This is a genomic window from Limnohabitans radicicola, assembly GCF_014837235.1.
GTDB classification, from domain to species: Bacteria; Pseudomonadota; Gammaproteobacteria; order Burkholderiales; family Burkholderiaceae_C; genus Limnohabitans_A; species Limnohabitans_A radicicola.
On sequence record NZ_JACYFT010000001.1, the window covers coordinates 1,126,329 to 1,148,885 of the forward strand.

Annotated in this window: 23 protein-coding genes and 1 riboswitch; of the genes, 10 read left to right on the plus strand and 13 right to left on the minus strand. The window is 62.1% G+C overall.

Features of this window, described 5'->3' with window-relative positions:
• Positions 1–18: 18 nt before the first annotated feature.
• Complete coding sequence (locus tag IC609_RS05610) at positions 19–951, minus strand: SMP-30/gluconolactonase/LRE family protein (RefSeq protein WP_191818434.1); 933 nt, start codon at positions 949–951, stop codon at positions 19–21.
• Positions 952–1,223: 272 nt separating this feature from the next.
• Between IC609_RS05610 and IC609_RS05615 the strand changes: the two genes are divergently transcribed.
• The 4 genes from IC609_RS05615 to IC609_RS05630 are packed head-to-tail and all read left to right on the plus strand — an operon-like array spanning position 1,224 to position 5,443.
• Entirely contained in the window at positions 1,224–1,688 is a 465-nt protein-coding gene (locus tag IC609_RS05615) for a (2Fe-2S)-binding protein (RefSeq protein WP_191818435.1), read from the plus strand.
• Between the two features lie 17 nt (positions 1,689–1,705).
• Positions 1,706–3,847: a xanthine dehydrogenase family protein molybdopterin-binding subunit gene (locus tag IC609_RS05620; protein ID WP_191818436.1), complete on the plus strand. Its 2,142-nt coding sequence runs from the start codon at positions 1,706–1,708 to the stop codon at positions 3,845–3,847.
• A 16-nt stretch (positions 3,848–3,863) separates the two neighbouring features.
• Complete coding sequence (locus IC609_RS05625) at positions 3,864–4,883, plus strand: XdhC family protein (protein ID WP_191818437.1); 1,020 nt, start codon at positions 3,864–3,866, stop codon at positions 4,881–4,883.
• Positions 4,871–5,443 (plus strand): nucleotidyltransferase family protein, encoded by a 573-nt coding sequence (locus IC609_RS05630; RefSeq protein WP_225223995.1) that lies wholly within the window; start codon positions 4,871–4,873, stop codon positions 5,441–5,443. The genes IC609_RS05625 and IC609_RS05630 overlap by 13 nt, the downstream gene beginning before the upstream one ends.
• 83 nt (positions 5,444–5,526) lie before the next feature.
• Here the strand turns inward: IC609_RS05630 and IC609_RS05635 are convergent, their stop codons facing one another.
• From IC609_RS05635 to IC609_RS05645, 3 genes are read right to left on the minus strand one after another with little or no spacing between them, the layout of a single operon-like run.
• A complete protein-coding gene (locus IC609_RS05635; protein ID WP_191818438.1) occupies positions 5,527–6,999 on the minus strand; it encodes an ammonium transporter in 1,473 nt (490 codons plus the stop codon).
• A gap of 22 nt (positions 7,000–7,021) precedes the next feature.
• The gene (glnK, locus tag IC609_RS05640) at positions 7,022–7,360 is read right to left on the minus strand and encodes a P-II family nitrogen regulator (RefSeq protein ID WP_191818439.1); all 339 of its coding nucleotides are present in this window, start codon (positions 7,358–7,360) and stop codon (positions 7,022–7,024) included.
• Positions 7,361–7,389: 29 nt separating this feature from the next.
• The gene (locus IC609_RS05645; RefSeq protein WP_191818440.1) at positions 7,390–8,157 is read right to left on the minus strand and encodes a TorF family putative porin; all 768 of its coding nucleotides are present in this window, start codon (positions 8,155–8,157) and stop codon (positions 7,390–7,392) included.
• A 197-nt stretch (positions 8,158–8,354) separates the two neighbouring features.
• Here IC609_RS05645 and IC609_RS05650 point away from each other — a divergent pair, with 197 nt between their 5' ends.
• From IC609_RS05650 to IC609_RS05660, 3 genes are all read left to right on the plus strand, one after another.
• Entirely contained in the window at positions 8,355–9,887 is a 1,533-nt protein-coding gene (locus tag IC609_RS05650; protein ID WP_191818441.1) for a YifB family Mg chelatase-like AAA ATPase, read from the plus strand.
• 112 nt (positions 9,888–9,999) lie between these two features.
• A complete protein-coding gene (locus IC609_RS05655; protein WP_191818442.1) occupies positions 10,000–10,347 on the plus strand; it encodes a hypothetical protein in 348 nt (115 codons plus the stop codon).
• Positions 10,348–10,459: 112 nt separating this feature from the next.
• Positions 10,460–11,671 carry an MFS transporter gene (locus IC609_RS05660; protein ID WP_191818443.1) on the plus strand — a complete coding sequence of 404 codons (1,212 nt, stop codon included), beginning with the start codon at positions 10,460–10,462 and terminating at the stop codon, positions 11,669–11,671.
• 7 nt (positions 11,672–11,678) lie between these two features.
• Here the strand turns inward: IC609_RS05660 and IC609_RS05665 are convergent, their stop codons facing one another.
• The 4 genes from IC609_RS05665 to IC609_RS05680 form a co-directional block, all read right to left on the minus strand.
• A complete protein-coding gene (locus IC609_RS05665; protein WP_191818444.1) occupies positions 11,679–12,176 on the minus strand; it encodes an HvfX family Cu-binding RiPP maturation protein in 498 nt (165 codons plus the stop codon).
• Complete coding sequence (locus IC609_RS05670) at positions 12,173–12,907, minus strand: HvfC family RiPP maturation protein (RefSeq protein ID WP_191818445.1); 735 nt, start codon at positions 12,905–12,907, stop codon at positions 12,173–12,175. Before IC609_RS05670 ends, IC609_RS05665 begins: the two co-directional genes overlap by 4 nt.
• Entirely contained in the window at positions 12,907–13,773 is an 867-nt protein-coding gene (locus IC609_RS05675) for an HvfB family MNIO-type RiPP peptide maturase (RefSeq protein WP_191818446.1), read from the minus strand. The genes IC609_RS05670 and IC609_RS05675 overlap by 1 nt, the downstream gene beginning before the upstream one ends.
• A 77-nt stretch (positions 13,774–13,850) precedes the next feature.
• A complete protein-coding gene (locus IC609_RS05680; RefSeq protein WP_191818447.1) occupies positions 13,851–14,162 on the minus strand; it encodes an HvfA family oxazolone/thioamide-modified RiPP metallophore in 312 nt (103 codons plus the stop codon).
• A 178-nt stretch (positions 14,163–14,340) separates the two neighbouring features.
• On the opposite strand from IC609_RS05680, the gene IC609_RS05685 reads away from it, so the two are divergent.
• Both IC609_RS05685 and IC609_RS05690 read left to right on the plus strand, forming a co-directional pair.
• Positions 14,341–14,901: a sigma-70 family RNA polymerase sigma factor gene (locus IC609_RS05685; protein WP_225223996.1), complete on the plus strand. Its 561-nt coding sequence runs from the start codon at positions 14,341–14,343 to the stop codon at positions 14,899–14,901.
• On the plus strand, positions 14,898–15,536 hold the full coding sequence (locus IC609_RS05690) for an NrsF family protein (protein WP_191818448.1): 639 nt from the start codon (positions 14,898–14,900) through the stop codon (positions 15,534–15,536). Before IC609_RS05685 ends, IC609_RS05690 begins: the two co-directional genes overlap by 4 nt.
• Before the next feature lie 21 nt (positions 15,537–15,557).
• On the opposite strand, the gene IC609_RS05695 is transcribed toward IC609_RS05690, so the two are convergent.
• Entirely contained in the window at positions 15,558–16,628 is a 1,071-nt protein-coding gene (locus IC609_RS05695) for a DUF6352 family protein (RefSeq protein ID WP_191818449.1), read from the minus strand.
• Positions 16,629–16,633: 5 nt separating this feature from the next.
• Positions 16,634–19,345 (minus strand): methionine synthase, encoded by a 2,712-nt coding sequence (metH, locus tag IC609_RS05700; protein ID WP_191818450.1) that lies wholly within the window; start codon positions 19,343–19,345, stop codon positions 16,634–16,636.
• Positions 19,346–19,400: 55 nt separating this feature from the next.
• Positions 19,401–19,499, minus strand: a riboswitch (S-adenosyl-L-homocysteine riboswitch).
• 104 nt (positions 19,500–19,603) lie between these two features.
• On the opposite strand from metH, the gene IC609_RS05705 reads away from it, so the two are divergent.
• Positions 19,604–20,329: a tyrosine-protein phosphatase gene (locus IC609_RS05705; RefSeq protein WP_225223997.1), complete on the plus strand. Its 726-nt coding sequence runs from the start codon at positions 19,604–19,606 to the stop codon at positions 20,327–20,329.
• 4 nt (positions 20,330–20,333) lie between these two features.
• Here IC609_RS05705 and cynS read toward each other — a convergent pair whose 3' ends face one another.
• From cynS to ntrB, 3 genes are read right to left on the minus strand one after another with little or no spacing between them, the layout of a single operon-like run.
• Entirely contained in the window at positions 20,334–20,777 is a 444-nt protein-coding gene (gene cynS / locus IC609_RS05710; protein WP_191818452.1) for a cyanase, read from the minus strand.
• A gap of 46 nt (positions 20,778–20,823) precedes the next feature.
• The gene (locus IC609_RS05715; RefSeq protein WP_191818453.1) at positions 20,824–21,699 is read right to left on the minus strand and encodes an ABC transporter ATP-binding protein; all 876 of its coding nucleotides are present in this window, start codon (positions 21,697–21,699) and stop codon (positions 20,824–20,826) included.
• Positions 21,689–22,555, minus strand: coding sequence for a nitrate ABC transporter permease (gene ntrB / locus IC609_RS05720; RefSeq protein WP_191818454.1), 867 nt, complete (start codon positions 22,553–22,555; stop codon positions 21,689–21,691). Before ntrB ends, IC609_RS05715 begins: the two co-directional genes overlap by 11 nt.
• Positions 22,556–22,557: the final 2 nt, after the last annotated feature.

Below are 22,557 nucleotides of genomic sequence, written 5' to 3' on the forward strand. Positions count from 1 at the left end.
GGCAGTTCACGCGGCCATTCAGGACCGGTGGAAATTCACAGGCAAGCCCGCCACCCCGACCCGCATGGCAAAGACGCAGCCCGCCTCGGGGTACTGCGCCAGTTCCTCGGCGCTGCGGCCCTGGCGTGAGCTGGTGATGAACAGGGTTTGCAGGTCCGCCCCGCCAAAACAGGGCATGGTCGGGCAAGGGGCCGGGGTCTCGACCACTTGCAACACCTCACCCGCAGGCGACAGGCGCAGCAGACGCCCGCCTTCATATTGGGCGGACCAATAGCAGCCCTCGGCATCGACCGCCGCGCCGTCGGGGCGGCCACCATAGGGCGTTGCACTGCCCCAGGCCCAGCCTGCGGGTTTGGGTGCGGCCTGATAGAACACACGGGCGTTGGTGAGTTGGCCCGATGCCGGGTCAAAGTCGAATGCGCGCACCTGGTGCGCGGCGGTGTCGGCCCAATACGCGGTGCGGCCGTCCGGCGACCAGGCCAGACCATTGGCGGTCGTCACGCCGCCTTGCATGGGGTGCAGCCCTTGGTCGTTCTGCATGTACAGCACGCCGAGTGCCTGGTCTTTGGGTTCGTACAGGCTGCCAGCCCAGAATCGTCCTTGCGCGTCGCACTTGCCGTCGTTGAAGCGCTGTTTGGCGGTGTCATAGGGCGCGGCGGACAGCAAGTGCAGCGGGCCGCCCCAATCCCCTGCCCTGTAGATGCCACTGCGCAAGGCCAGCACCAGTCCGCCGCCTTGCACCGGGGCGATGCAGCCGGGTTCTTCCTCCAGCGACCAATACTCTGCGGCGCCATGGGCCTGCAGGCCATCGACCGCCACGCGCGCCACACGGCGACCCGGGATATCCACCCAATACAGGCGGTTTTCCTGCGGGTGCCAGAAGGGCGACTCGCCCAGGCCGTCGGGCATGTCGGTCAGGGCTTGCCAGGGGGAGGTCGAAATCAGGGTCATGCGCGAAGATGGTCTGTATGGGGCGTCCATTTTGCCCGGGCGGGTGGGCCCCATATGCGCACAGTCCTGCGATGTAACCCAAAAGAATCCTGTGTGCTGCTGGCCACACCAACACGGCGTTTTTGTCAGGAAACATAAAGAATGTGTCTCATTTTGAAAATATGAAGCGAGAAACCAGCCATCTCAGGGTTTACGTGCATTTGCCTGTCTGGCCCTTGAGGCACCCTCTGCAGTGTTTTTGTTCATAACAACACCGCTTTGAGGAGCACTTGATGAGCGTGAATTTCCAAGTCAATGGCAAGCCTGCCCAGGCGAATGCCGAAACCGACACCCCCTTGCTGTGGGTGCTGCGCGACGAGCTGGGCATGACCGGCACCAAATTTGGTTGTGGCGCAGCGCTCTGCGGTGCCTGCACCGTGCACGTCAACGGTGAAGCCGTGCGCTCTTGCCAGACCCCGGTGAGCGCTGTGGCCGGCAAGAAAGTGGCCACCGTGGAAGGCCTGTCCAAAGACAACACGCACCCCCTGCAAGTGGCCTGGATCAAGCACGATGTGCCCCAGTGCGGTTACTGCCAGTCGGGCCAGCTGATGAGCGCCTCTGCCCTGCTGGCCAAAAACAAGAACCCCAGCGACACCGACATCGACAACGCGATGAGTGGCAACGTTTGCCGTTGCGGCACTTACCCCCGTATCCGCGCGGCCATCAAGGATGCCGCTGCCATGATGCGCAAAGCCTGAAACCGCGGAGACAAAACATGATCCACACAACAACCTCCCGCCGCTCGTTCCTCAAAACCGGTGTCGCAGCCTCCGGTGGCCTGCTGATGGCCATCAACTTGCCTGGCACGCTGGGCCAGGCCATGGCCGCAGGCACTGTGAGCACACCCAATGCTTGGGTGCACATCGCCGACGACAACACCATCACCATCCAGGTGGCCCACTCTGAGATGGGTCAGGGCGTCTACACCGCCATGCCCATGCTGGTGGCCGAAGAACTCAACGTGGACCTGAACCAGATCAAGGTAGCCATTGCCCCCCCTGATGCAGCGTATGTGAACGCCCTGCTGGGTGCGCAGATCACGGGCGGCTCAACCTCCGTGCGCGGGGGTTTTGACAAGCTGCGTGTAGCGGGTGCCCAGGTGCGCGAAATGCTCAAGGCAGCAGCCGCACTCGAATGGAACACCGATGTGGGCTCCATCAAGGCTGACAAAGGCATTCTGACGGGCCCAGGCGGTAAAAAATCCACCTACGGACAAATGGCTGCAGCGGCCTCTCGCATGCCTTTGCCCGAGAAACCCGCGCTCAAGGACCCCAAGGACTTCCGCATCGTCGGCAAGCGCACCAAGCGCCTGGACACGCCTGCCAAAACCAACGGCACAGCCGAGTTCGGCATTGACGTGAAATTGCCCGGCATGGTCTACGCCACCGTGCAGCAGTGCCCGGTGATTGGCGGCAAGGTCAAGAGCTTTGACGCGGCGCAGGCCAAAGGCATGCCCGGCGTGCAGGCTGTGGTGCAGATCAGCGACGGCGTGGCCGTGGTGGCTGACACCTGGTGGCGCGCCAAGAAAGCCATGGAAACCGTCAAAGTCCAGTGGGAAGAAGGCGCTGTGGCCGCCCTGAGCGACACTTCGATCATCGAAGGCACCCGCCAAGCCCTGAGCAGTGGCAAAGTCATTCCCATCACCAAGCCTGTGGGCGATGTGGCTGCGGCCCTCAAGGGTGCTGCCAAAGTGGTGCAGGCCGAGTACGTCTCGCCCATGCAATCGCACTCGCCGCTGGAGCCGATGAACTTCACCGCCCATGTGCAGGGCGACAAGGTCTTGCTGATTGGCCCAACCCAGTTCCAGCAAGGCGCACAAGGCGCTGTGGCTGGTGCTTTGGGCGTCAAACCCGAGAACATCACCCTGAAAACCACCTTCCTGGGTGGCGGCTTCGGTCGCCGTCTGGAGCTGGACTTCATCGTGCAGGCTGCCGAGATTTCCAAGGCTGTCAACAAACCCGTCAAACTGCTGTGGACGCGCGAAGAAGACATGACGCATGACTTCTACCGCCCAGCAGGCGTCAACCAGATGCAAGCCGGTCTGGACGCCAACGGCATGCCCGTGGCCATGCACTTCAAGGTGGCTTCGCAGTCGGTGACCCAACGCGCCTTTGGTCTGCCCAAGGACACGCTGGACCCCTTCATGGCCGAAGCGGCCGTGGCCGGGTACAACATCCCCAACACGCAGCACGACCTGGTCATCCACGACAGCGGTTTCCGTGTGGGTTACTGGCGCGCCGTGAGCCACAGCATGAACGCTTTTGCCAACGAAAGCTTCATCGACGAGCTGGCCAAGGCCGCAGGTCAAGACCCTTACGCCTACCGCATGAAGATGCTCAACGGCAAGCCCCGCTTTGCCAACGTGCTCAAACTGGCCGCCGAAAAAGCCGGCTGGGGCAAGCCCGTGGCCGCAGGCCGTGCACGCGGCATCGCCTTGATGGAAGGCTACGACAGCTACATGGCCCAAGTGGCCGAAGTCAGCATCGACAAGGACGGCAGCGTGCGCGTGCACAAGGTCACCGTGGCCGCTGACGTGGGCCACATGGTCAACCCCGACACGGTCGAGGCCCAGCTGCAGTCGAGCATCGTGTTCGGCGTGGGCGCTGTGCTCAAGCACCAGATCACCCTGAAAAATGGCCGTGTGCAAGAGACCAACTACAACAGCTACGAGCCGGTGCGCATGTACGAATCGCCTCAGATCGACATCGTGCTGGTCAAGAGCACCGAAAAGCCCGGCGGCATTGGCGAACCCGGCACAGCCGTGGCTGCGCCTGCGATTGCCAACGCCGTGGCCGCCCTGACCGGCAAGCGCGTGCGCCGTCTGCCGATCACGGCCGACGCGCTGCGCACGGCCTGATCGGCTGGAGGCCCGGATGGAAAGCCTGGATCTTCGCGTTCTGTCGGATGTGCTGGCCTGGAAACAGGCTGGCCATCAGGTCACGTTGGTCACCGTGGTGGAAACCTGGGGCAGTGCCCCCCGTCCACCCGGGGCCTTGCTGGCCGTACGGGACGATGGCGGCGTGAGCGGCTCGGTCTCGGGCGGCTGCGTCGAGGACGATCTGATCGCCCGCATCCGGGCGGGTGAATACGCCGATCTGCAAACCCCTTCGATGGTCGCCTATGGCGTGACCAAGGAAGAGGCCACCCGCTTCGGTCTGCCTTGCGGCGGCACCTTGCGGCTGGTGCAAGAGCCCGTGCTGGACACCACCTGGATCGAACAGGTCTTGCACCGAACGAGCGAGCACCAACTGGTGGCGCGCACCCTCACCTTGCGTGACGGCAGTGTGCAATTGCGCGAAGCCGAACGTGGCGAGGCTTTGCAGTTCGACGGCAGCACGCTGACGACGCTGTTTGGCCCCCGCTGGCGCTTGCTGCTGATTGGCGCGGGCCAACTGAGCCAAGCTGTGGCGCAGATGGCGCAAATGCTGGACTTTGAGATCCTGGTGTGCGAGCCACGTCAGGAATACACCGCAGGTTGGAGCCTGCCCGGTGTGACCCACCTGAGCGGCATGCCCGATGACGAAGTGCTGGCCCTGCGGCCCGATGCGCACACCGCCATCGTGGCGCTGACGCACGACCCGAAACTCGACGACATGGCGCTGCTCGAAGCGCTCAACTCGCCCGCTTTTTATGTGGGCGCACTCGGCTCGCGTCGCAACCAGCAAGCGCGCAAGGAACGCCTGGCCGAACACTTTGACCTGAGTGAGCAGGCCCTGGCCCGCTTGCACGGCCCTGTGGGTTTGCGTTTGGGCGCCAAGACGCCTTCCGAGATCGCGGTCTCGATCATTGCCGAAATCGTGCAGGTCAAGAACAAAGGCGTGTCCGACGCCATGGTGCAAATCAAGGCCGATGCCGCGCCCACCGAGTGGCGCAGCCCGGCTTGCGCGATTTGAATCGACCACCGCTGCCAGTCGTCGTCATCCTGGCTGCAGGGCAGGGTGAGCGCTTTCGGCAAGCGGGCGGCACACACGACAAACTGCTCGCCCCCATGGGCCCGCAACGCGTGCGCGACCATGTGGTGGCCGCCACCCAGGCCAGCGGCCTGCCCTGGCACGTGGTGGAGCGCGAACACACCCAGCACCTGAGCGCACAAGGCATGGGCGCGAGCATCGCCACGGGCGTGGCCGCCACGGCTGAGGCGCCAGGTTGGCTGATCCTGCCCGCGGACCTGCCCCTGGTGCAAGCCGACTCCCTGCGCCGCGTGGCTGAGGCCCTGGCCCACCACACCGTGGTGGTGCCCTGGGTGCAGGGCGAGCGTGGGCACCCGGTGGGCTTTGGCGCCGTATGCCGCGAAGCGCTGCTGGCCTTGTCGGGCGATCAGGGGGCCAAAAGCGTGATGCAAACGCACGCGCCCTGGCGGCTGGACTTGGATGACCTCGGCTGCATTTTGGACGTGGACACCCCCGAAGCTTTGGCACAAGCCCACACGGTTTGGAAGAGTCGCTCAGCCTGAGACCACGCAAAAAAGCCCGCACACCGAAGTGAGCGGGCTTTGAAAGGAGGTGGCTCACGCCACCTTTGCAATGAATTGGTCGATCAGCCGTGGTAGGCAGACTCACCATGGGAGGTGATGTCCAAGCCTTCGCGCTCATCTTCTTCCGAGACACGCAGACCCACAGTGAGGTCAACGATCTTGTAGGCGACCACGGAGACCACAGCAGACCAGACCACAGTGACCAACACCGCTTTGGCCTGCACCCAGACCTGGGCACCGATGGAGAAGTCAGCCGGTGTCACCATGGTGGCGGTGACCCAGTCGGCCACGAAGCCAGGGCCACCCAGGCTGGGCGAGTTGAACACGCCGGTCAGCAAGGCACCCAGAATGCCGCCCACACCGTGCACGCCGAACACGTCCAGCGAGTCGTCAGCGCCCAGCAGCTTCTTCAGGCCGTTCACACCCCACAGGCAGGCAAAACCTGCAATGAAGCCAATGATCACGCCACCGCCGATGCCGACGTTGCCAGCCGCAGGAGTGATGGCCACCAGACCAGCCACAGCACCCGAGGCCGCACCCAGCATGGAAGCTTTGCCACGCATCAGGGCTTCACCCATGCACCAGGCGATCACGGCTGCTGCAGTGGCCACCATGGTGTTGATGAAGGCCAGGGCAGCGAAACCGTTGGCTTCCAGGGCGGAACCTGCGTTGAAACCGAACCAGCCCACCCACAGCAGGGCAGCGCCCACCATGGTCAGTGTCAGGCTGTGAGGCGCCATGGATTCGCGACCGTAACCGACGCGCTTGCCAATCATGAAGGCACCGACCAAGCCAGCGACAGCGGCGTTGATGTGCACCACGGTACCGCCAGCGAAGTCCAGCGCACCCCACTGCCACAGCAGACCCGCCTTGGCAGTCATCTCGTCGACGACTTCTTTGGAAGCGTAGGCGTCAGGACCCATCCAGAACCAGACCATGTGTGCGATCGGCAGGTAGCTGAAGGTGAACCACAGCACCATGAACAGCAGCACGCCGGAGAACTTGGCACGCTCGGCAAAGGCACCCACGATCAGCGCGCAAGTGATGCCCGCGAAAGTGGCCTGGAATGCGGCGAACGAGATTTCCGGAATGTAGACGCCCTTGGAGAAGGTCGCGGCATTCGCAAAAGTGCCCGCTGCGTTGTCCCAGATGCCCTTCATGAACAGGCGGTCAAAACCACCGATGTAGGCATTGCCCTCGGTGAACGCCAGGCTGTAGCCATAGATGAACCACAGCACCAAGATCAGCGAGAAGGTGACCATGACCTGCATGAGCACCGACAGCATGTTCTTGCTGCGCACCAGACCACCGTAGAACAGGGCCAGACCCGGCACGGCCATCATCAGCACCAGCAAGGTGGACACCATCATCCAGGTGGTGTCGCCCTTGTTGGGCACAGGCACGGCAGCCGCCGCAGTGGCTGCCGCATCGGCCACGGCCGCCGTGGCATCGGGGGCGGCAGACTGGGCCCAAGCCAAAGCGGCTGTACCCAACAATCCCAGACCGACGGCCAGGGGTTTCATGATTTTTTTCATGTTGAACTCTCTTTCGTGATGGTCACAGGGCTTCGGTGCCGGTCTCGCCGGTGCGGATGCGAACCACCTGCTGGAGGTCGTACACAAAAATCTTGCCGTCACCGATCTTGCCGGTGCGGGCACCGGACTCGATGGCTTCGATCACGCGGTCGACGATGGCGTCGTCCACAGCGGCTTCGACTTTCACCTTGGGCAAAAAGTCCACCACGTATTCGGCACCGCGGTACAGCTCGGTGTGGCCCTTTTGACGACCAAAGCCTTTGACTTCGGTCACGGTGATGCCCTGCACGCCGATGCCCGAGAGTGCTTCACGCACTTCGTCCAGCTTGAAGGGCTTGATGATGGCGGTCACCAGTTTCATGATGGCTCCTTGTGTTGAGGGGTTGGGGATCAGAAGGTGTACTTCAGGCCCACGACCAGACCAGCATCGCCCGTGGCTTTGCCTGCAGGGGTGTAATAGAAGGACTTCTTGGCGTTGGTACCAATCACAGCGGCTGTAGCACTCAGGCCGTTGCCCAGGTCTTTGCCCAGAGTCAGAGCGTAGTCTGTGTAGGTGGCATCTGGCGTATTGGCCACTTTTTGGTAGCCCACGTGTGGCACCAAGGAGTAGCCATCGCCCAAGTCAAATGTGGCGCTCAGGTCGAGGTAATAGCTGCCCTTGCTGTTGAGGTTACCGAAGAGGTTAGAGAAGGCGTGTGAATACTTGGCAGTGAATGCACCCAAAGTGACAGCACCATAGACTTCGTCGGTGTTGGCATTACCAAAGCCAGCCACTTTGCCCAGCTTGTTGCCCGCATATTGGTAACGCAGGTAACCCACGTCGTAGGCCACATCACCCGCTGTGCCTTTGTAGCCACCGTACAGGTCAATTTCCACAGCGCCAGCGCTGGCACCCGCGTCCTTGATCCACTTGATGCTGGAGCCCCAAGCGCCCACATAGAAACCGCTCTTGTCGGTGTAGTCCACGCCGCCTTGCAGTGCAGGGTTCAGGCGCGACTGGGAAATGCCACGGTAACGGTAATCGCTGACCACACCTGCATTGAAGGCGAGGGTGCTTTCTGGCTCGGCTGCTGGCGCAGGTGCGGTCTGGGCTTGTGCCACAGAAGACAGGGAACCGATGGCCAGTGCGATCAGGGATGGAACGAGGATTTTTTTCATAGGGACTCCGATAAATGGGTTGAGTGACAATTCCATCTAGCAGATACCGTGCCAAGTCATTGAAAGGCAGGACTCCGGGGATTCACCAGTGCATGCCTCCCCCGATGGGTGCTTCAATGGCATTCCAACAAGCTTGGGACGCCTTGACAGCGTGCCAAAGCACACACCATGCACCAGCATGGGGCAGGGAGTTCAAAATGAGTCTTTCTTTGGTGCATAGCCGCGCCCTGGTGGGTCTGCTCGCCCCCGCCGTCACCGTGGAGGTGCACCTGGCCAACGGCCTGCCCAGCTTCACCCTGGTCGGGCTGGCTGATGTGGAGGTCAAGGAGGCCCGCGAACGGGTGCGTTCGGCCCTGCAGAACAGCGGCCTGGAATTCCCCCACAACAAGCGCATCACCGTGAACCTGGCCCCCGCCGACTTGCCCAAAGACTCGGGACGGCTGGATTTGCCCATCGCCCTGGGCATCCTGGCGGCCAGCGGACAAATCGACGCCTCCAAGCTCGCAGGCCATGAATTCGCGGGGGAGCTCTCACTGTCTGGCGAGTTGCGCCCGGTGCGCGGGGCCCTGGCCATGAGCCTGGCCCTGCGCCAGCAGCACATCCACACTCGCCTGGTCTTGCCGCCGGGCAGTGCCGAAGAGGCGGCACTGGTGCCCGATGCGATCATTTTCAGGGCCCGGCACCTGCTGGACGTGGTGCAGCAATTCCTGCCCCCGTCCGGCGAAGCGCCTCCTGAGTCCAGCGAAGGCTGGGCGCGCCTGGCCAGCGCTGCGCCGGCCGAAACTCCACGCTACGCTGACCTGGCTGATGTGAAAGGTCAGGCGGGCCCCAAACGGGTGCTCGAGATCGCCGCTGCTGGAGGTCATTCGCTGCTGATGGTTGGCCCCCCAGGCTCGGGCAAATCCATGCTGGCCCAGCGCTTTGCCGGACTGCTGCCGCCCATGCAGACCGAAGAAGCCCTCGAAAGCGCTGCACTGGCCAGCCTGGCGGGCTGCTTTGATCTGGGCCGGTGGGCGCAGCGCCCCACCCGGCAGCCCCACCACTCGGCCAGTGCCGTAGCGCTGGTAGGTGGCGGCTCGCCGCCCAGGCCCGGCGAGATTTCGCTGGCGCACCACGGCGTGCTGTTCCTGGATGAGCTGCCGGAATTCCCTCGCCCCGCTCTGGAAGCCTTGCGCGAACCGCTCGAAACGGGGCAGATCACCATCGCCCGGGCGGCCCGGCGGGCCGAGTTTCCGGCGCGCTTTCAGCTGATCGCCGCCATGAACCCCTGCCCCTGCGGTTACCTGGGCAGCGCGGTGCGCGCGTGCCGCTGCTCACCCGATCAGGTCAGCCGCTACCAAGGCAAACTCAGCGGCCCTTTGCTCGACCGGATCGACCTGCACATCGAAGTCAGCAGCCTGCGGCCTCAGGAACTCATTGAAGCGGTGCCCGGCGAAAGCACCCAGGCCATCGCCACGCGAGCGCTGGCAGCCCGTGAACGCGCTCTGACGCGGCAAGGCTGCAGCAACCAGGCGCTGCAAGGTCAGGCACTGGACGCACAAGTGCAGTTGAGCGAAGCCGCCACCGCCTTGCTGCAAAAAATCGCCACCCAATTGGGCTGGAGCGGGCGTGGCACCCACCGAGCGCTCAAGGTGGCCCGCACCATCGCCGACCTGGCAGGCAGTGAACAGGTGATGCCCGCCCATGTGGCCGAGGCTGTGCAATACCGCCGGGTGCTCAAGGCGCATTGAACGGCTGCGCGCAGCACACCCTGTTACAGGTCTGCGAGGCATCGGCAGGGGAGCGTCAACGCACCGGCCATTGGCACGTTGAACACGCACAACCCTGCCAACGAGGTGCCTTATGAAAAAAATCCTGCAAACCCTGGGTCTGGTCATCGCGATGGCCGGTGTGAGCGGCCAAGCGCTGGCCGATGGGGGTCACCACGGCTGGGAGCATCCGCGCCATGGTGGCCATGGCCACCGATCAGGCGGCAACTGGGTCGCCCCTCTGATCGCTTTGGGTGTGGCAGGCGCCGTCTGGAGTGCTGCCGCGCGCCCCGCCCCCACGTATGTCGCCCCACCGGTGACCTATTACCCGCCGCAACCGGCGCCCAGTGCCTCCTATTACTGCGCGTCGTCTGGCCAGTTTTACCCCTACACCTCTTACTGCCCTGAAGGCTGGCAGCTGGTGCAACCTGCCTACCGCTGACCGGCTTATCCGGTGCAAGCGCCCTCAGGCGACAGGCCGGGGGCGCCACTTGCGTCATGCTGGCGGACATGCGGACCGGTCAAAATGAGGCCATCCGCGCACCGCCTGACCCATGCACCCTTCGTCCCCATCATCGCCCGTTTCCCGTCTGGGCGCTTTCAGCGGCTGGTTGTCTTTGCCCCAACTCATCACCTGGGGCAGCGTTTTTTACACCTTCTCTTTGCTGGTCACGCCGCTCGAAGCCGAGTTAGGCATGACGCGCGCCCAATCTTCCGTGGCCTTCAGCCTGGCCTTGCTGGCCGAAGGCGCGGGCGCCTGGCTGGTGGGCCGCTGGATCGACCGGGGCCACGAGCGCGCGGTCATGGCGCTGGGTTCGGTCTGGGTGGGCACGGGCTTGCTGGCGCACAGCTTCATCGCCACGCTCTGGGGGTTTTATGCCGTGTGGCTCTGGCTGGGCCTGGGCCTGGCCGCCACGCTGTACACGCCAGCGTTTGCGGTGGTCACGCGCAGATTTCCGCAAGACTTTCGCCGCGCCATCATCACCCTCACCTTTCTGGGCGGGCTGGCCAGCACAGTGTTCATCCCGCTGTCGAGCTGGTGGATTGAACTGTGGGGCTGGCGCCGCGCTTTGTGGGCGCTGGCGGCCATCCAGCTGCTGCTGTGCGCCCCGCTGCACGCCTGGCTGCTGCAAGGGGCTCGAACACACCACCCCCACCACACAACACACCAGCCCCTGGGTCCGGTGCGACAACACCTGAAGGCCCCGTTCTGGCTGCTGGCCCTCTTCATGGTGCTGATGATGTCGGTCACCTCGGCCCTGCCTGCGCACATGATCAACCTGCTGCAAGAAGCTGGCCTTTCACCCGCCTGGGTGGTGGCCATTCCTGCGGCCATCGGGGTGATCCAGGTCATTGGCCGCTTCGTACTGTTCGTGTTCGAGCGGCACTGGAATGTGCACACCGCGAACCGCTGGATTCCGAGTCTGATTCCGATGGGCTTGCTTGCACTGGTGGTCGGCGGCGTCACCCCCTGGGCCGCGCTGCTGTTTGTGGTGCTCTTTGGTCTGGGCAATGGCCTGAACACCATCGTCAAGGGCACGGCCATGGCGCAGTACGTGAGCGCTGCGCATGTGGGGCAACTCAACGGTGTGCTGGGCATGCCCGTGGCACTGGCCCGTGCGGCAGCGCCACTGATGCTGGGCGTGCTCTGGTCACCCACAGCGGGCTACACCTACGGCCTGTGGTGGATGCTTGGCGCGAGCATCCTGGGTATGGGTGCCTTGTGGGCGGCGCAGCACCTGGCCTTGAAACGCCACAGACCCTAGGCCTGAGTCAAGGCAAGCGACGCGCAATGGTGTAATCGAGCGACAAGCGCCCAGGCCCCATGAACACCAGCGGTAACAACATTGCAATGTAGATCACCGGAAGTTTGAAATTGCCAAAACCCTCGTTGGTCAATGCATAGCCCCTGAGCAGTTCACTCCAGTTAGACCACGACTCAGGCCAGTGCACGCTGAGCATGGCCACGATGGTCAAGGCGATGAGAGAGGCCGAGAAAAACCGCGTGCCCAGGCCAATGACCAAGGCCACTGCGCCGACCACCTCGAACCCCAGCGCCAGCGCCCAATTGATGTCTGGCGGGATCAGCTTGAATGGCCAGGGAAACTGGTTCTGGATGTCGGCAAACCAATTGCTGCCGTGCAGCTTTTCAAAGCCGGCTTCGCCAAACTCCCAGGCCAAAAGCAGGCGCAAACTCAGCAGTCCGAGCCACAAACCGACATGGTCGAGGGTGTTAAGCCCCTGACGGGCGATGTGCTGCGCTTTGTTCATGGTTTTGTTCCCAAAATGACGCCCTGCCCACGCAGGCTGATCAACAGTTGCTGCCCAAAACTCACCAATGCTTGTGGATCAAGATGCGCCATCTCGCGGGCCAGTTGCTCAAACACCTGCTGACCCGTGCGGCTTTCATTCAGCAGGGCCAGCACACGGGCTGTGACGGCATTGATTTCAGAAAATTGCACCTGCTGCTGTGCATCGCGAAACACCACCAGAAAAGTGGGCTCCGACTGACGCGGCCGCCAGGTCGGGCCGATGCGGTGCACGGGCCAGGGACTGACCACGTCGATGCGCGCCGGGTTAAGCACCACAGCGCAGGCCATCAGGTCACCCTGCGCGTCGTGTACGGGTGCCGCGACATCCATCACATCCACTGCCAACTCCGCCCATTCGTACCGCGCCAAATCGGCCAGCCAGTGCGGCAAGGGCTGGGCAATGTGGGCTTCATCGAGGTAGCGCACAAACTCACGCGGGATCTCGCGAAACCAAGGTGTGTGCAAAGGCCAGTCACGGTAGAAGGTGCGGCACAGCCTGCGCCAGCGGCCGTCACCGAGCAACTGGCGGCACACCGGAAAACAGCTGTCCACAAAACCGCAGATGTTGTTGAACAAGAGCTCGTTGTACACCGCCATGCGGCGCGCAGGCACGCCTGCGGGACGGCGCGTGTGGTGTGGGTCGCGCAGGTGCCGCGCCAAATCGTGTTGGAATTGTTGGAACGCTAGCATCAGGCCACCCGCCTGTTTACCAACCGATGCGCGTCATGCGCTTCTTGCTGCAACCGCACCACCTGCGCCACCTCTTGCGTGAGGGTGTGCAAATCGGGCAGGTTGAAATCACGCTCCAGGCATGTGGGTACCGTACGACCAATGCGGGCATACGCCTCACGCAGCAATTGCCAGACCGGCTCGATCACGTCACTGCCATGGGTGTCCACCACCAGGCCGTCGTCCTCAACCCAGTGCCCCGCCACATGCACATAGCAGGTGCGCTCCAATGGCAACTGCCGCAAATAAGCGTGGGGGTCAAAACCGAAGTTGCAGCTGTTGACATGGATGTTGTTCACGTCCAGGTGCAGCAGACAATCCGCGCGCTCAACCACCGCGCGGATGAATTCGGGCTCACTCATGTCGGCGCCGGGGGGGGCGATATAGGTCGATGCGTTTTCCACACCGATGCGTATGCCCAAAATGTCTTGTGTACGGCCAATGCGCTCGGCCGTCCAGCGCACCGCCTCTTCGGTCATGGGGATGGGCAAGAGGTCATACAAGTGGCTGTCATCCGCACACCAGGACAGGTGCTCGGTGAACAGCGTCATTCCGTGCGTGCGCATGAAGTCACGGGTGCGCCGCAGTAAGACTTCATCCAAAGCGCCTGGTCCGCCCAAGGAGAGCGAGAGTCCATGGCACACAAACGGGTAACGCTCGGTGAAGGCCCGCAGCACATGGGCCGAACGACCGCCCATGCCAGCCCAGTTTTCGGGAGCGACTTCAAAAAACTGGATCTCGGACGGGACCGCCTGCTGAAGTGCAGGGGTCAACTCGCGCCGAAAACCCAGACCCGCACAGGTGGGGAAAGCGTTGTTCAAGGTCATGGCTTTGGGTGTGTGGGGTCCTGAAAGCCATGCGCGCACTGTGCGCGCAGGCCTGCTGTGACAGGCTCAAGCTGGGATCAAGACTTTTTGGCGCCGCAAGTAGCGTCTTTCTTCTTATCGGCACCGCAGCTGGCTTCTTTGGCTTTCTTGTCAGCACCGCATTTGGCTTCACCGCACTTGCCGTCTTTTTTCTTGTCCATCTTTTTTTCAGCACCGCACTTGGCTTCGCCACACTTGCCATCTTTGGCCTTGGTGTCGGCCTGAGCGACTTGGTAGCCAGCGTCCAGCGCCTTGGCGGCAAATGGGTTGCCGGCAGCCTGAGCCGGCAATGCCGCGACAGCGGCGAATGCAGAGCCCAAAGCGATGGTCAACAGTTGTTGCTTGTTCATGAAAATCTCCTGAAAGGTTGGTGCTTGGATACGACCCGCTGAAACCACGCCTTGAAGGTGCTTGTTCATCAGGGTCATGGTGTAATCCGCCGCAACCGATTTGAAAGTTACACAAAGCCAAATTTTTTATGCATTTTGTTATCTGTAACTTTTCCAACCCCACACACGAACTCTTTGCATGAGCGAAAGCCTGCACACTGTCGAATCCCAGCTGCACGCCTTGTGGATGCAATCACTGCAAGGCGACCGCGCCTGCTACGAGCGTGTGCTAACGCTGCTCAGTACTTATGTGCGCGGCTTTCTCAGAAAGCGCCTGCAGTCCCAGCTCAGCGACGTTGAGGACCTTGTGCAAGAAACCCTGATGGCCATCCATCAAAAGCGCCACACCTACCAAAGTGATCAGCCACTCACCGCCTGGGTGTTTGCGATTGCGCGCTACAAGTGGGTGGACCACTTGCGTGTCCATGGCCGTCGTGAAAAATTGCACGACGACATCGACGACTGGGCCGACACCCTGACGGTGGACAGCGACACCGAAACGAGCGATGCTCAGCGCGATCTGGCCCAGGTGCTGGCCGACCTGCCGCCGAAACAACGTGCCGCCATCGAACACACGCGGCTACAAGGCCTGTCGATCACCGAAACCGCACAGCTGACCGGGCAAAGCGAAGCGTCCGTCAAAGTCAATGTCCACCGAGGCCTGAAAACCTTGATGGCCAAATGGGGAGTCCAAAAATGAAAACACAAGACCTGATCGGCCTGCTGGCTCAAGACCCGATGCCTGCGGCGCCTCCGGTGCGCCAGCAACTGAGCCAGGCTCTGCTCGGTTCGGCGCTGGTGAGCGGGACATGGCTGCTGGTGTTCTGGGGCTTGAACCCTGACATGGGCACGATGGCTATCCACCCAGCTTTTGCCACCAAGATGCTGTGGCTGTTGGCGCTGGCCGTCTTCAGTGCCCGGGGCCTGCTGCACCTGTCGCGCCCGGGCATGGGTGTGGGGTCCACGTTCTGGGGGCTCGCGCTCGCCCTGCTGGCCATGGGCAGTCTGGGTCTGATGCAATCGCTGGAGGCCAACCCCGACAGCCGCATGGCCCTGTGGATGGGCAGCTCTTGGCAGACCTGCGCGCTGAGCATACTGGCACTGGCACTGCCGGTGCTCGGCGCACTGCTGTGGGCTCTGCGCCAACTGGCGCCCACCCGGCCAGCGCTGGCGGGTGCCGCAGCGGGTGCCATGGCCGGCTGTGTGGCAGCGGGCTTTTATTCACTGCACTGCACCGAGACGACCTTTGCCTTCTTCGCCGCGTGGTATGGCGGTGGCATGCTGATCGTGAGTGCGTTGGGCGCGCTGCTGGGCAGTCGTTTACTGCGCTGGTAAAACGACGCAGACCGTACAGACTCAAACAGCGCTGGCCAAAGGCAGGTTGAGCAAGATGTTTTGCGGTTTGAGTTTGAGCAGACGCTGATCGTTCATGGCCAGCCCCAAATAGACCGGCTTGCCCTGAACGTCGGCCCGCATGTCTTGTGGGTTGTCAAAGCGCAGCGTGAAGAGGCTGATGAGTTGCTGCTGGCGCTTTTCATCCAGCGCTTGGCCCTGGTACAGATCGTTGAGCAAGGCGGTGGCCGTGACGTCCAGCCCCACATGCCAGCGCCAGGCCGGGTCGTCGACTTTTTGCACCGGCTCAATGCTGACCGATACGCCCAGAAAGTGCTGCACCCAGCGGGCCAACACCACCGACAAGGCTTTCAGGCCCGAGCGGGCGTTGACCATTTTCAGAATCAGACCGTGCGGCAGTTCGTTCCGGACCTCGTGCGTCATGTCGAGCAAAAACGCGTAACGGCCCAGACCTTCGCGCTGCGCCAGATAGCGGTCTTCGTTGTCTTTGTGCAGCACTTTGACATCCACCGCTTTGAGCGGCGCACCGCCTTCCAACAGCAAGCGGCCCATCTCGCCCAGACCGCCCGTTGCCTTCAAAGCGTCCAGCGTGTCGCTGTCACCTGCGAGCACACGACCGCCTTCGATGGTGATGCGCTGGCGGCGAAACAGCAGCTCGGCGGCGCGCCAGATCCAGGCGTCTGGCTCATCGGCCAAGACATTGCACACGATGGCCTGCACCACCACGTCGATGAACAGCGGGGGCATCTGGATGTTGCCATTGCGCTGCCAGGCCATGTAGGCCGACTCCAGGGAACCCGCGCTTTCCACATCGTCCCGAAAGCGCAGGAACAGTTCGTAGTTCTCGCGCGCATCATCGTCCTTGAAGGCATGGAGTTGTGCGGGTGAGACCTGCATCAACGGTGCATCGAGCAGGGCCTGGTGCAGACGCATTTCTTCTTTGCACGATTCGGGCACCAGCGCCATTTCGGGGCGCTGCAACCACAGGCGCCAGTAGTCTGGACTGGGCACCAGCCAACCCCGCTCGTTGCGCGTCAGATGTTGGTGGCCGCAGGCGGTCCAGAAGGTTTGCATGGTGTTTACAGGTTGGGAGCCAACAAGCGCTGCAGGTCTTTGACTTCCACACCGCTGCGCTGCGCCAGGTCTTGCACCTGGTCATCGCCGACCTTGCCCACGTTGAAGTACTGAGCCTCGGGGTGCGCGATGTAAAAACCACTCACACTGGCCGCAGGCGTCATGGCCAGGCTCTCGGTCAGGCCCATGCCAATGTCGTGGCATTGCAGCAGCTCGAACATGGCCTTTTTGGCGCTGTGGTCGGGGCAGGCGGGGTAGCCGGGTGCAGGGCGGATGCCTTGGTATTTTTCGGCAATCAACTCTTCGTTGCTCAACGCCTCACCAGCGGCGTAACCCCACAGGTCGGTGCGCACTTTTTGATGCAGGCATTCGGCCAGCGCTTCGGCCAGGCGGTCGGCCAGTGACTTGAGCATGATGGCGCTGTAGTCATCATGTGCGGCCTCAAAAGCGGCGGCACGTTTGTCGGCACCGATGCCTGCGGTGACGGCGAACACACCAACGTGGTCGGGTGCTGTGCCATGCGGCGCGACGAAGTCGGCCAGGCAACGGCTGGGGCGCATGACACCATCGATCATGTGTTTCTCGGTCTGCTGACGCAGGCCGCGCCAGGTCATGGCGACTTGCTGGCGTGATGCGTCGGTGTAGAGCGCGATGTCGTCGTCATTCACGCTGTTGGCGGGGTAGAGGCCCAGCACCGCGTTGGCCGTGACCCAGCGGCCGTCGATGATTTTTTGCAGCATGGCTTGGCCGTCGGCATAGACCTTGCGCGCCTGCTCGCCCACCACCTCGTCGTCAAGGATCGCGGGGAATGGACCGGCCAAGTCCCAGGTCTGGAAGAACGGCCCCCAGTCGATGTACTGCGCGATCTCGGCCAGGTCGTAGTTCTTGAACACACGGCGGCCAATGAACTTGGGCGCAGAGGGCACGCCTTGCGTCCAGTCGATCGGCGTCTTGTTGGCGCGTGCCTGCGCCAGCGTCCACATGGGGGTTTGCTTTTTGTTGGCGTGCTGCTCGCGCACCTTGTCGTAGTCGGTGTTCAAGTCGGCGATGAACTTGGCGGCTTGCTCGGACAACAAACCCTGCGCCACACCCACGCTGCGCGAGGCATCGGGCACATAAACCACCGGGCCGCTGTAGTTAGGCGCGATCTTCACAGCAGTGTGCACGCGGCTGCAGGTGGCGCCGCCAATCAGCAGCGGCATCTGGCGTTCGCGGAAATACGGGTCTTTTTCCATCTCGGCCGCCACGTACTGCATCTCTTCGAGGCTGGGCGTGATCAAGCCCGACAGACCGATGATGTCGGCGTTTTCTTCCTTAGCCTTGGCCAAAATTTCGTGGCAGGGCACCATCACGCCCATGTTGACCACTTCAAAGTTGTTGCACTGCAAGACCACCGTGACGATGTTCTTTCCGATGTCGTGCACATCGCCCTTGACGGTGGCGATCACGATCTTGCCCTTGGCTTTCACGTCTTCGCCCGCCGCTTCTTGGGCCAATTTCTCGGCCTCGATGTAGGGCAGCAAATGCGCCACGGCTTGCTTCATTACGCGGGCGCTCTTGACGACTTGCGGCAAGAACATCTTGCCTTGGCCGAACAGGTCGCCGACCACGTTCATACCGTCCATCAACGGGCCTTCGATCACATGCAGCGGGCGACCGCCCTGCGCCAGTACCTCTTGATAAGCCGCTTCGGTGTCCTCGTTGATGAAGTCGGTGATGCCGTGCACCAGCGCGTGCGAGAGGCGCTGCGCCACGCTCACAGGCGCATCGGGCGTACCGCGCCAGGCGAGCTTGGTGCTCTCGTCTTTGGCCGCGCCTTTGGCGCTGTCGGCAATCTCCACCAAACGCTCACCCGCGTCAGGGCGGCGATTCAGCACCACGTCTTCGACCCGCTCGCGTAACGTGGGCTCCAGGTCGTCGTACACGCCGACCATGCCTGCGTTCACGATGCCCATGTCCATGCCGGCTTTGATCGCGTGGTACAGGAACACGGTGTGGATCGCTTCGCGCACCGGGTCATTGCCCCTGAAGCTGAAGGATACGTTGGACACACCGCCCGACACCTTGGCACCCGGCAAGTTCTGCTTGATCCAGCGCGTGGCTTCGATGAAATCCACCGCATAATTGTTGTGCTCTTCAATGCCGGTGGCGATCGCAAAAATGTTCGGGTCGAAGATGATGTCTTCGGGCGGGAAGTCCACCTCATCGACCAGCACGCGGTAAGCGCGTTCGCAAATCTCGATCTTGCGTTCGTAAGTGTCTGCTTGGCCTTTTTCATCAAACGCCATCACCACGGCGGCCGCGCCATAACGCTTGACCAGCTTGGCCTGGCGCTTGAACTCTTCCACACCCTCTTTCATGCTGATCGAGTTGACGATGCCCTTGCCCTGGATGCAGCGCAGACCAGCTTCGATCACGGTCCATTTGCTCGAATCCACCATCACCGGCACGCGGGCGATGTCGGGCTCACCGGCCATCAGGTTCAAAAACCGCACCATGGCCGCCTGGCTGTCGAGCATGGCTTCGTCCATGTTGACGTCGATCACCTGCGCACCATTTTCGACCTGCTGACGCGCCACGGCCAAAGCCTCTTCGTACTGGCCGTTCAAAATCATGCGGGCAAAGGCTTTGGAACCGGTCACGTTGGTGCGCTCGCCCACGTTGACAAACAGAGACCCCGTGCCGATGGAGACAGGCTCCAGACCGGACAGCTTCATGGGGGGAACAGACACGATTTCAGACGCGACAACAGACACAGGCTCACCTTGGGGCTACAGGTGAGCGTCGTTGTGCAAAACAATCAGGAATTGAAGGCCCCAAGCCTGACCTGCGGCACCTGGACGGTGGCGGGCTGCAACGCTCCTTGGGAGGGTTGAGATTTTAACCGGAGCATTTTTCATCACGTTCGATGCCAAAATGGGCCCCATCCAGTCCTTAGACATCGAACCCATCCGGCCATGAAGCCCCCCATTGCAATGACCTCCCCGCTGCAAGGCGCCTCCAACTTTCGCGATGTGGGCGGCTACATCACCCAAGACGGCCGCCGTGTCAAGCGCGGCCAGGTGTTTCGCTCAGACCACCTGGCGGGACTGACGGCCGATGATGTGCTGCAAGTTCAAGGCATGGGCCTCACGCACAGCCTGGATTTTCGGGGCGTGGCGGAATGTGCGGCCACGCCTTATGACATCGCGGGCGTTCAACGCGTCGCCTTGAGCATCGAGCCCAGCGTGATTGCCAAGATGCAAGCGCTCGTGGCCCAAGGGATTGAGCCCACCACCGAAGAGACGGTGGAGCTGATGCGCGGCACTTACCGGGATTTCGTCAACCACAACGCCGACACCTTTGGTCGGTTTTTGAAGCACTTGCTGGCGCATTCCACACCTCAAGTGTTCCATTGCACCGCGGGCAAAGACCGGACAGGTTTTGCTGCGGCCCTGCTCTTGTCAGCGTTGGGGGTGGACCGCGCCACCATCGAGCACGACTACCTGCTCACCAACCAGCTGTACCGCCGCGACCCGCACATCGAAGGCAAGGGTCCTGCGCATGTGATGAAAGTACTCTGGCAAGTGCAACCGGCTTTTTTGCATGCGGCATTTGAAGCGGTGGACCAACAAGGCGGCATGCAAGACTACTTGCATGGCCCCATTGGCCTGGACACGCACGAGGTGCAAGACTTGCGCGACTGGTTGCTGCAAGCCTGAGTGGTCAATACTGTTTGTAGGGCAAGAACTTGCCCGACAGCACCACGTTGACCCGATCACCTTTCGGGTCGGGCTGGCGCACGATGTCCATGCTGAAGTCGATGGCGCTCATGATGCCGTCGCCAAACTCTTCATGGATCAGCTCCTTGATGGTGGTGCCATACACGCTCACGATTTCGTACCAGCGGTAGATCAGCGGGTCGGTGGGCACCGGGGTGGGCAACGAGCCTTTGTAGGGCACCACCTGGAGCCACTTGATCTCGTCGGCCGTCAGGCCAAAAATCTTGCCGATGACCTTGGCCTGCTTGGCATCAAAGGTCATTTGGCCCAGGCAGCCCGCAGTGACCCATTCCTTGGACAAACCGACTTTGTCGGCGACATCGCTCCACTTGATGCCTTTGGCCACTTTGGTGGAGATGATTTTTTCGGTGACTTCTAAACGGTTCATGAAAGACCTCTTGAGGGGGGTTGATGAAAATTCGGGGTGAAACAAATCAATGGGCTTTGGCGCGGGACACCAAAAAGTCGACGATGTGGTTGCGCATGTCGTAGTAGCCCGGCAGGTGGTGCAGCTGTGCGCGGGTGCGCTCACGCGGCAGCGGGTTGACCACCACCTCGGCCAAGCCACCGGGCACATAGCTGCCGCCCGATGCGTTGCCATTGCTCATGAGCAGGATGCGGTCAGACAGCAAAATGGCTTCGTCCACGTCATGCGTGATCATGAAGACCGTCTGCTGCGTCTGGCGTACGATGCCCATCAGCTCGTCCTGGATCGTGCCGCGTGTCAATGCGTCCAGCGCGCCAAAGGGCTCGTCAAGCAGCAGCATCTTGGGCTGAATGGCAAAGGCCCGGGCAATGCCCACGCGCTGCTTCATGCCGCCCGAGAGTTGGCTGGGTTTCTTGTCGATGGCGTGCAACAGTCCCACCATACCGACGTGCTTTTCCACATGCACATTGACCTGGGGCGTTTTCCATTCAGGCCATTTGGACTTGACGGCGAACGCGATGTTTTGCCGCACCGTGAGCCAGGGCATGAGTGCGTGGCTTTGGAACACCACACCGCGCTCCAGGCTGGGGCCTGCAATCTCACGCCCGTCCATGAAGGCGTGGCCCTCACTGGCCGTGTCCAGGCCCGCCAACACGTTCAAGATGGTGGTCTTGCCACAGCCAGAGTGGCCGATGATGCAGACGAACTCGCCCTTGTCGATGTTGAAGGACACGTCCGAAAACACCGGCTTGTCGCTTTGGTAGGCCTTGCCCAGTTTTTCGATTTTGAGGAAAGCGTTCATGGCTTTGGCCTTGGGTTGAGGTGCAAAAGTCTCTGTGGGCAAAGGTGCGATCAGCTCGCGGTCGCTGGCGTCACTCCACATAGGTCACCGCCTTTTGCACCTGGGCAAAGGCCAGGTCCAGCAACATGCCGACCACACCGATCACCAGCACTGCAAAGATCACGTTGACCAGCGAGAGGTTGTTCCACTCGTTCCACACGAAGTAGCCCACGCCCGTGCCACCCACCAACATCTCGGCGGCCACGATCACCAACCAGGCGATGCCCATGCTGATGCGCATGCCCGTCACGATGGTGGGCGCTGCGGCAGGCAAGATGACCAAGAAGGCTTTGCGCAACGGCTGCACTTCCAGTGTGCTGGCCACATTTAGCCAATCGCGCTTGACCGCCGCCACGCCAAAGGCGGTGTTGATCAGCATGGGCCAGACCGAACAGATGAAGATGACGAAGATGCCGCTGACTTCTGAGTCTTTCAGCGTGTACAGCGCCAGTGGCATCCACGCCAGCGGGCTGATGGGTTTGAGCACCTGAATGAACGGGTCAAACGCCTTGCGCATGAGGGGCGACATGCCGATCATGAAACCCACAGGCAGCGCCACCAGCACGGCCAGGAAAAAGCCCAGGCCCACACGGCCCAGCGAATGCGCCAGCTGGATGCCGATGCCTTTGTCGTTGGGGCCTTTGTCATAGAAGGGGTCGGCCAGATGCCCGATCATGGCCTTGCCCACTTCGATGGGCGGCGGAAATCCGGTGCTTTTGACGGCGCCCGGGTCCTTACCCATCATCTTCTGGTACTCGATCTCTTCGGCGCTCATGCCCGCCTTGGCGGCGGCGCCTACCGAGGGCGCCGTGGCCGACAGCTGCCAGGCCCCCAGAAAGACCAGGAACATGAGCAGCGAGACCATGGCCGCGCGCAAATTCAGGTGCGTGGTTTTCATGG

Excerpts from the sequence above, each read along its gene's own strand:
- IC609_RS05670 (WP_191818445.1), bottom strand. The coding sequence starts at position 12,907 with ATGCTAGCGTTCCAACAATTCCAACACGATTTGGCGCGGCACCTGCGC.
- IC609_RS05655 (WP_191818442.1), top strand. The coding sequence starts at position 10,000 with ATGAAAAAAATCCTGCAAACCCTGGGTCTGGTCATCGCGATGGCCGGT.
- IC609_RS05685 (WP_225223996.1), top strand. The coding sequence starts at position 14,341 with ATGAGCGAAAGCCTGCACACTGTCGAATCCCAGCTGCACGCCTTGTGG.
- IC609_RS05660 (WP_191818443.1), top strand. The coding sequence starts at position 10,460 with ATGCACCCTTCGTCCCCATCATCGCCCGTTTCCCGTCTGGGCGCTTTC.
- IC609_RS05695 (WP_191818449.1), bottom strand. The coding sequence starts at position 16,628 with ATGCAAACCTTCTGGACCGCCTGCGGCCACCAACATCTGACGCGCAAC.
- IC609_RS05705 (WP_225223997.1), top strand. The coding sequence starts at position 19,604 with ATGACCTCCCCGCTGCAAGGCGCCTCCAACTTTCGCGATGTGGGCGGC.
- IC609_RS05650 (WP_191818441.1), top strand. The coding sequence starts at position 8,355 with ATGAGTCTTTCTTTGGTGCATAGCCGCGCCCTGGTGGGTCTGCTCGCC.
- IC609_RS05615 (WP_191818435.1), top strand. The coding sequence starts at position 1,224 with ATGAGCGTGAATTTCCAAGTCAATGGCAAGCCTGCCCAGGCGAATGCC.
- IC609_RS05690 (WP_191818448.1), top strand. The coding sequence starts at position 14,898 with ATGAAAACACAAGACCTGATCGGCCTGCTGGCTCAAGACCCGATGCCT.
- IC609_RS05645 (WP_191818440.1), bottom strand. The coding sequence starts at position 8,157 with ATGAAAAAAATCCTCGTTCCATCCCTGATCGCACTGGCCATCGGTTCC.
- IC609_RS05625 (WP_191818437.1), top strand. The coding sequence starts at position 3,864 with ATGGAAAGCCTGGATCTTCGCGTTCTGTCGGATGTGCTGGCCTGGAAA.
- IC609_RS05715 (WP_191818453.1), bottom strand. The coding sequence starts at position 21,699 with ATGTGGAGTGACGCCAGCGACCGCGAGCTGATCGCACCTTTGCCCACA.
- cynS (WP_191818452.1), bottom strand. The coding sequence starts at position 20,777 with ATGAACCGTTTAGAAGTCACCGAAAAAATCATCTCCACCAAAGTGGCC.
- glnK (WP_191818439.1), bottom strand. The coding sequence starts at position 7,360 with ATGAAACTGGTGACCGCCATCATCAAGCCCTTCAAGCTGGACGAAGTG.
- metH (WP_191818450.1), bottom strand. The coding sequence starts at position 19,345 with ATGAAGCTGTCCGGTCTGGAGCCTGTCTCCATCGGCACGGGGTCTCTG.
- IC609_RS05680 (WP_191818447.1), bottom strand. The coding sequence starts at position 14,162 with ATGAACAAGCAACAACTGTTGACCATCGCTTTGGGCTCTGCATTCGCC.
- ntrB (WP_191818454.1), bottom strand. The coding sequence starts at position 22,555 with ATGAAAACCACGCACCTGAATTTGCGCGCGGCCATGGTCTCGCTGCTC.
- IC609_RS05610 (WP_191818434.1), bottom strand. The coding sequence starts at position 951 with ATGACCCTGATTTCGACCTCCCCCTGGCAAGCCCTGACCGACATGCCC.
- IC609_RS05665 (WP_191818444.1), bottom strand. The coding sequence starts at position 12,176 with ATGAACAAAGCGCAGCACATCGCCCGTCAGGGGCTTAACACCCTCGAC.
- IC609_RS05635 (WP_191818438.1), bottom strand. The coding sequence starts at position 6,999 with ATGAAAAAAATCATGAAACCCCTGGCCGTCGGTCTGGGATTGTTGGGT.
- IC609_RS05675 (WP_191818446.1), bottom strand. The coding sequence starts at position 13,773 with ATGACCTTGAACAACGCTTTCCCCACCTGTGCGGGTCTGGGTTTTCGG.
- IC609_RS05620 (WP_191818436.1), top strand. The coding sequence starts at position 1,706 with ATGATCCACACAACAACCTCCCGCCGCTCGTTCCTCAAAACCGGTGTC.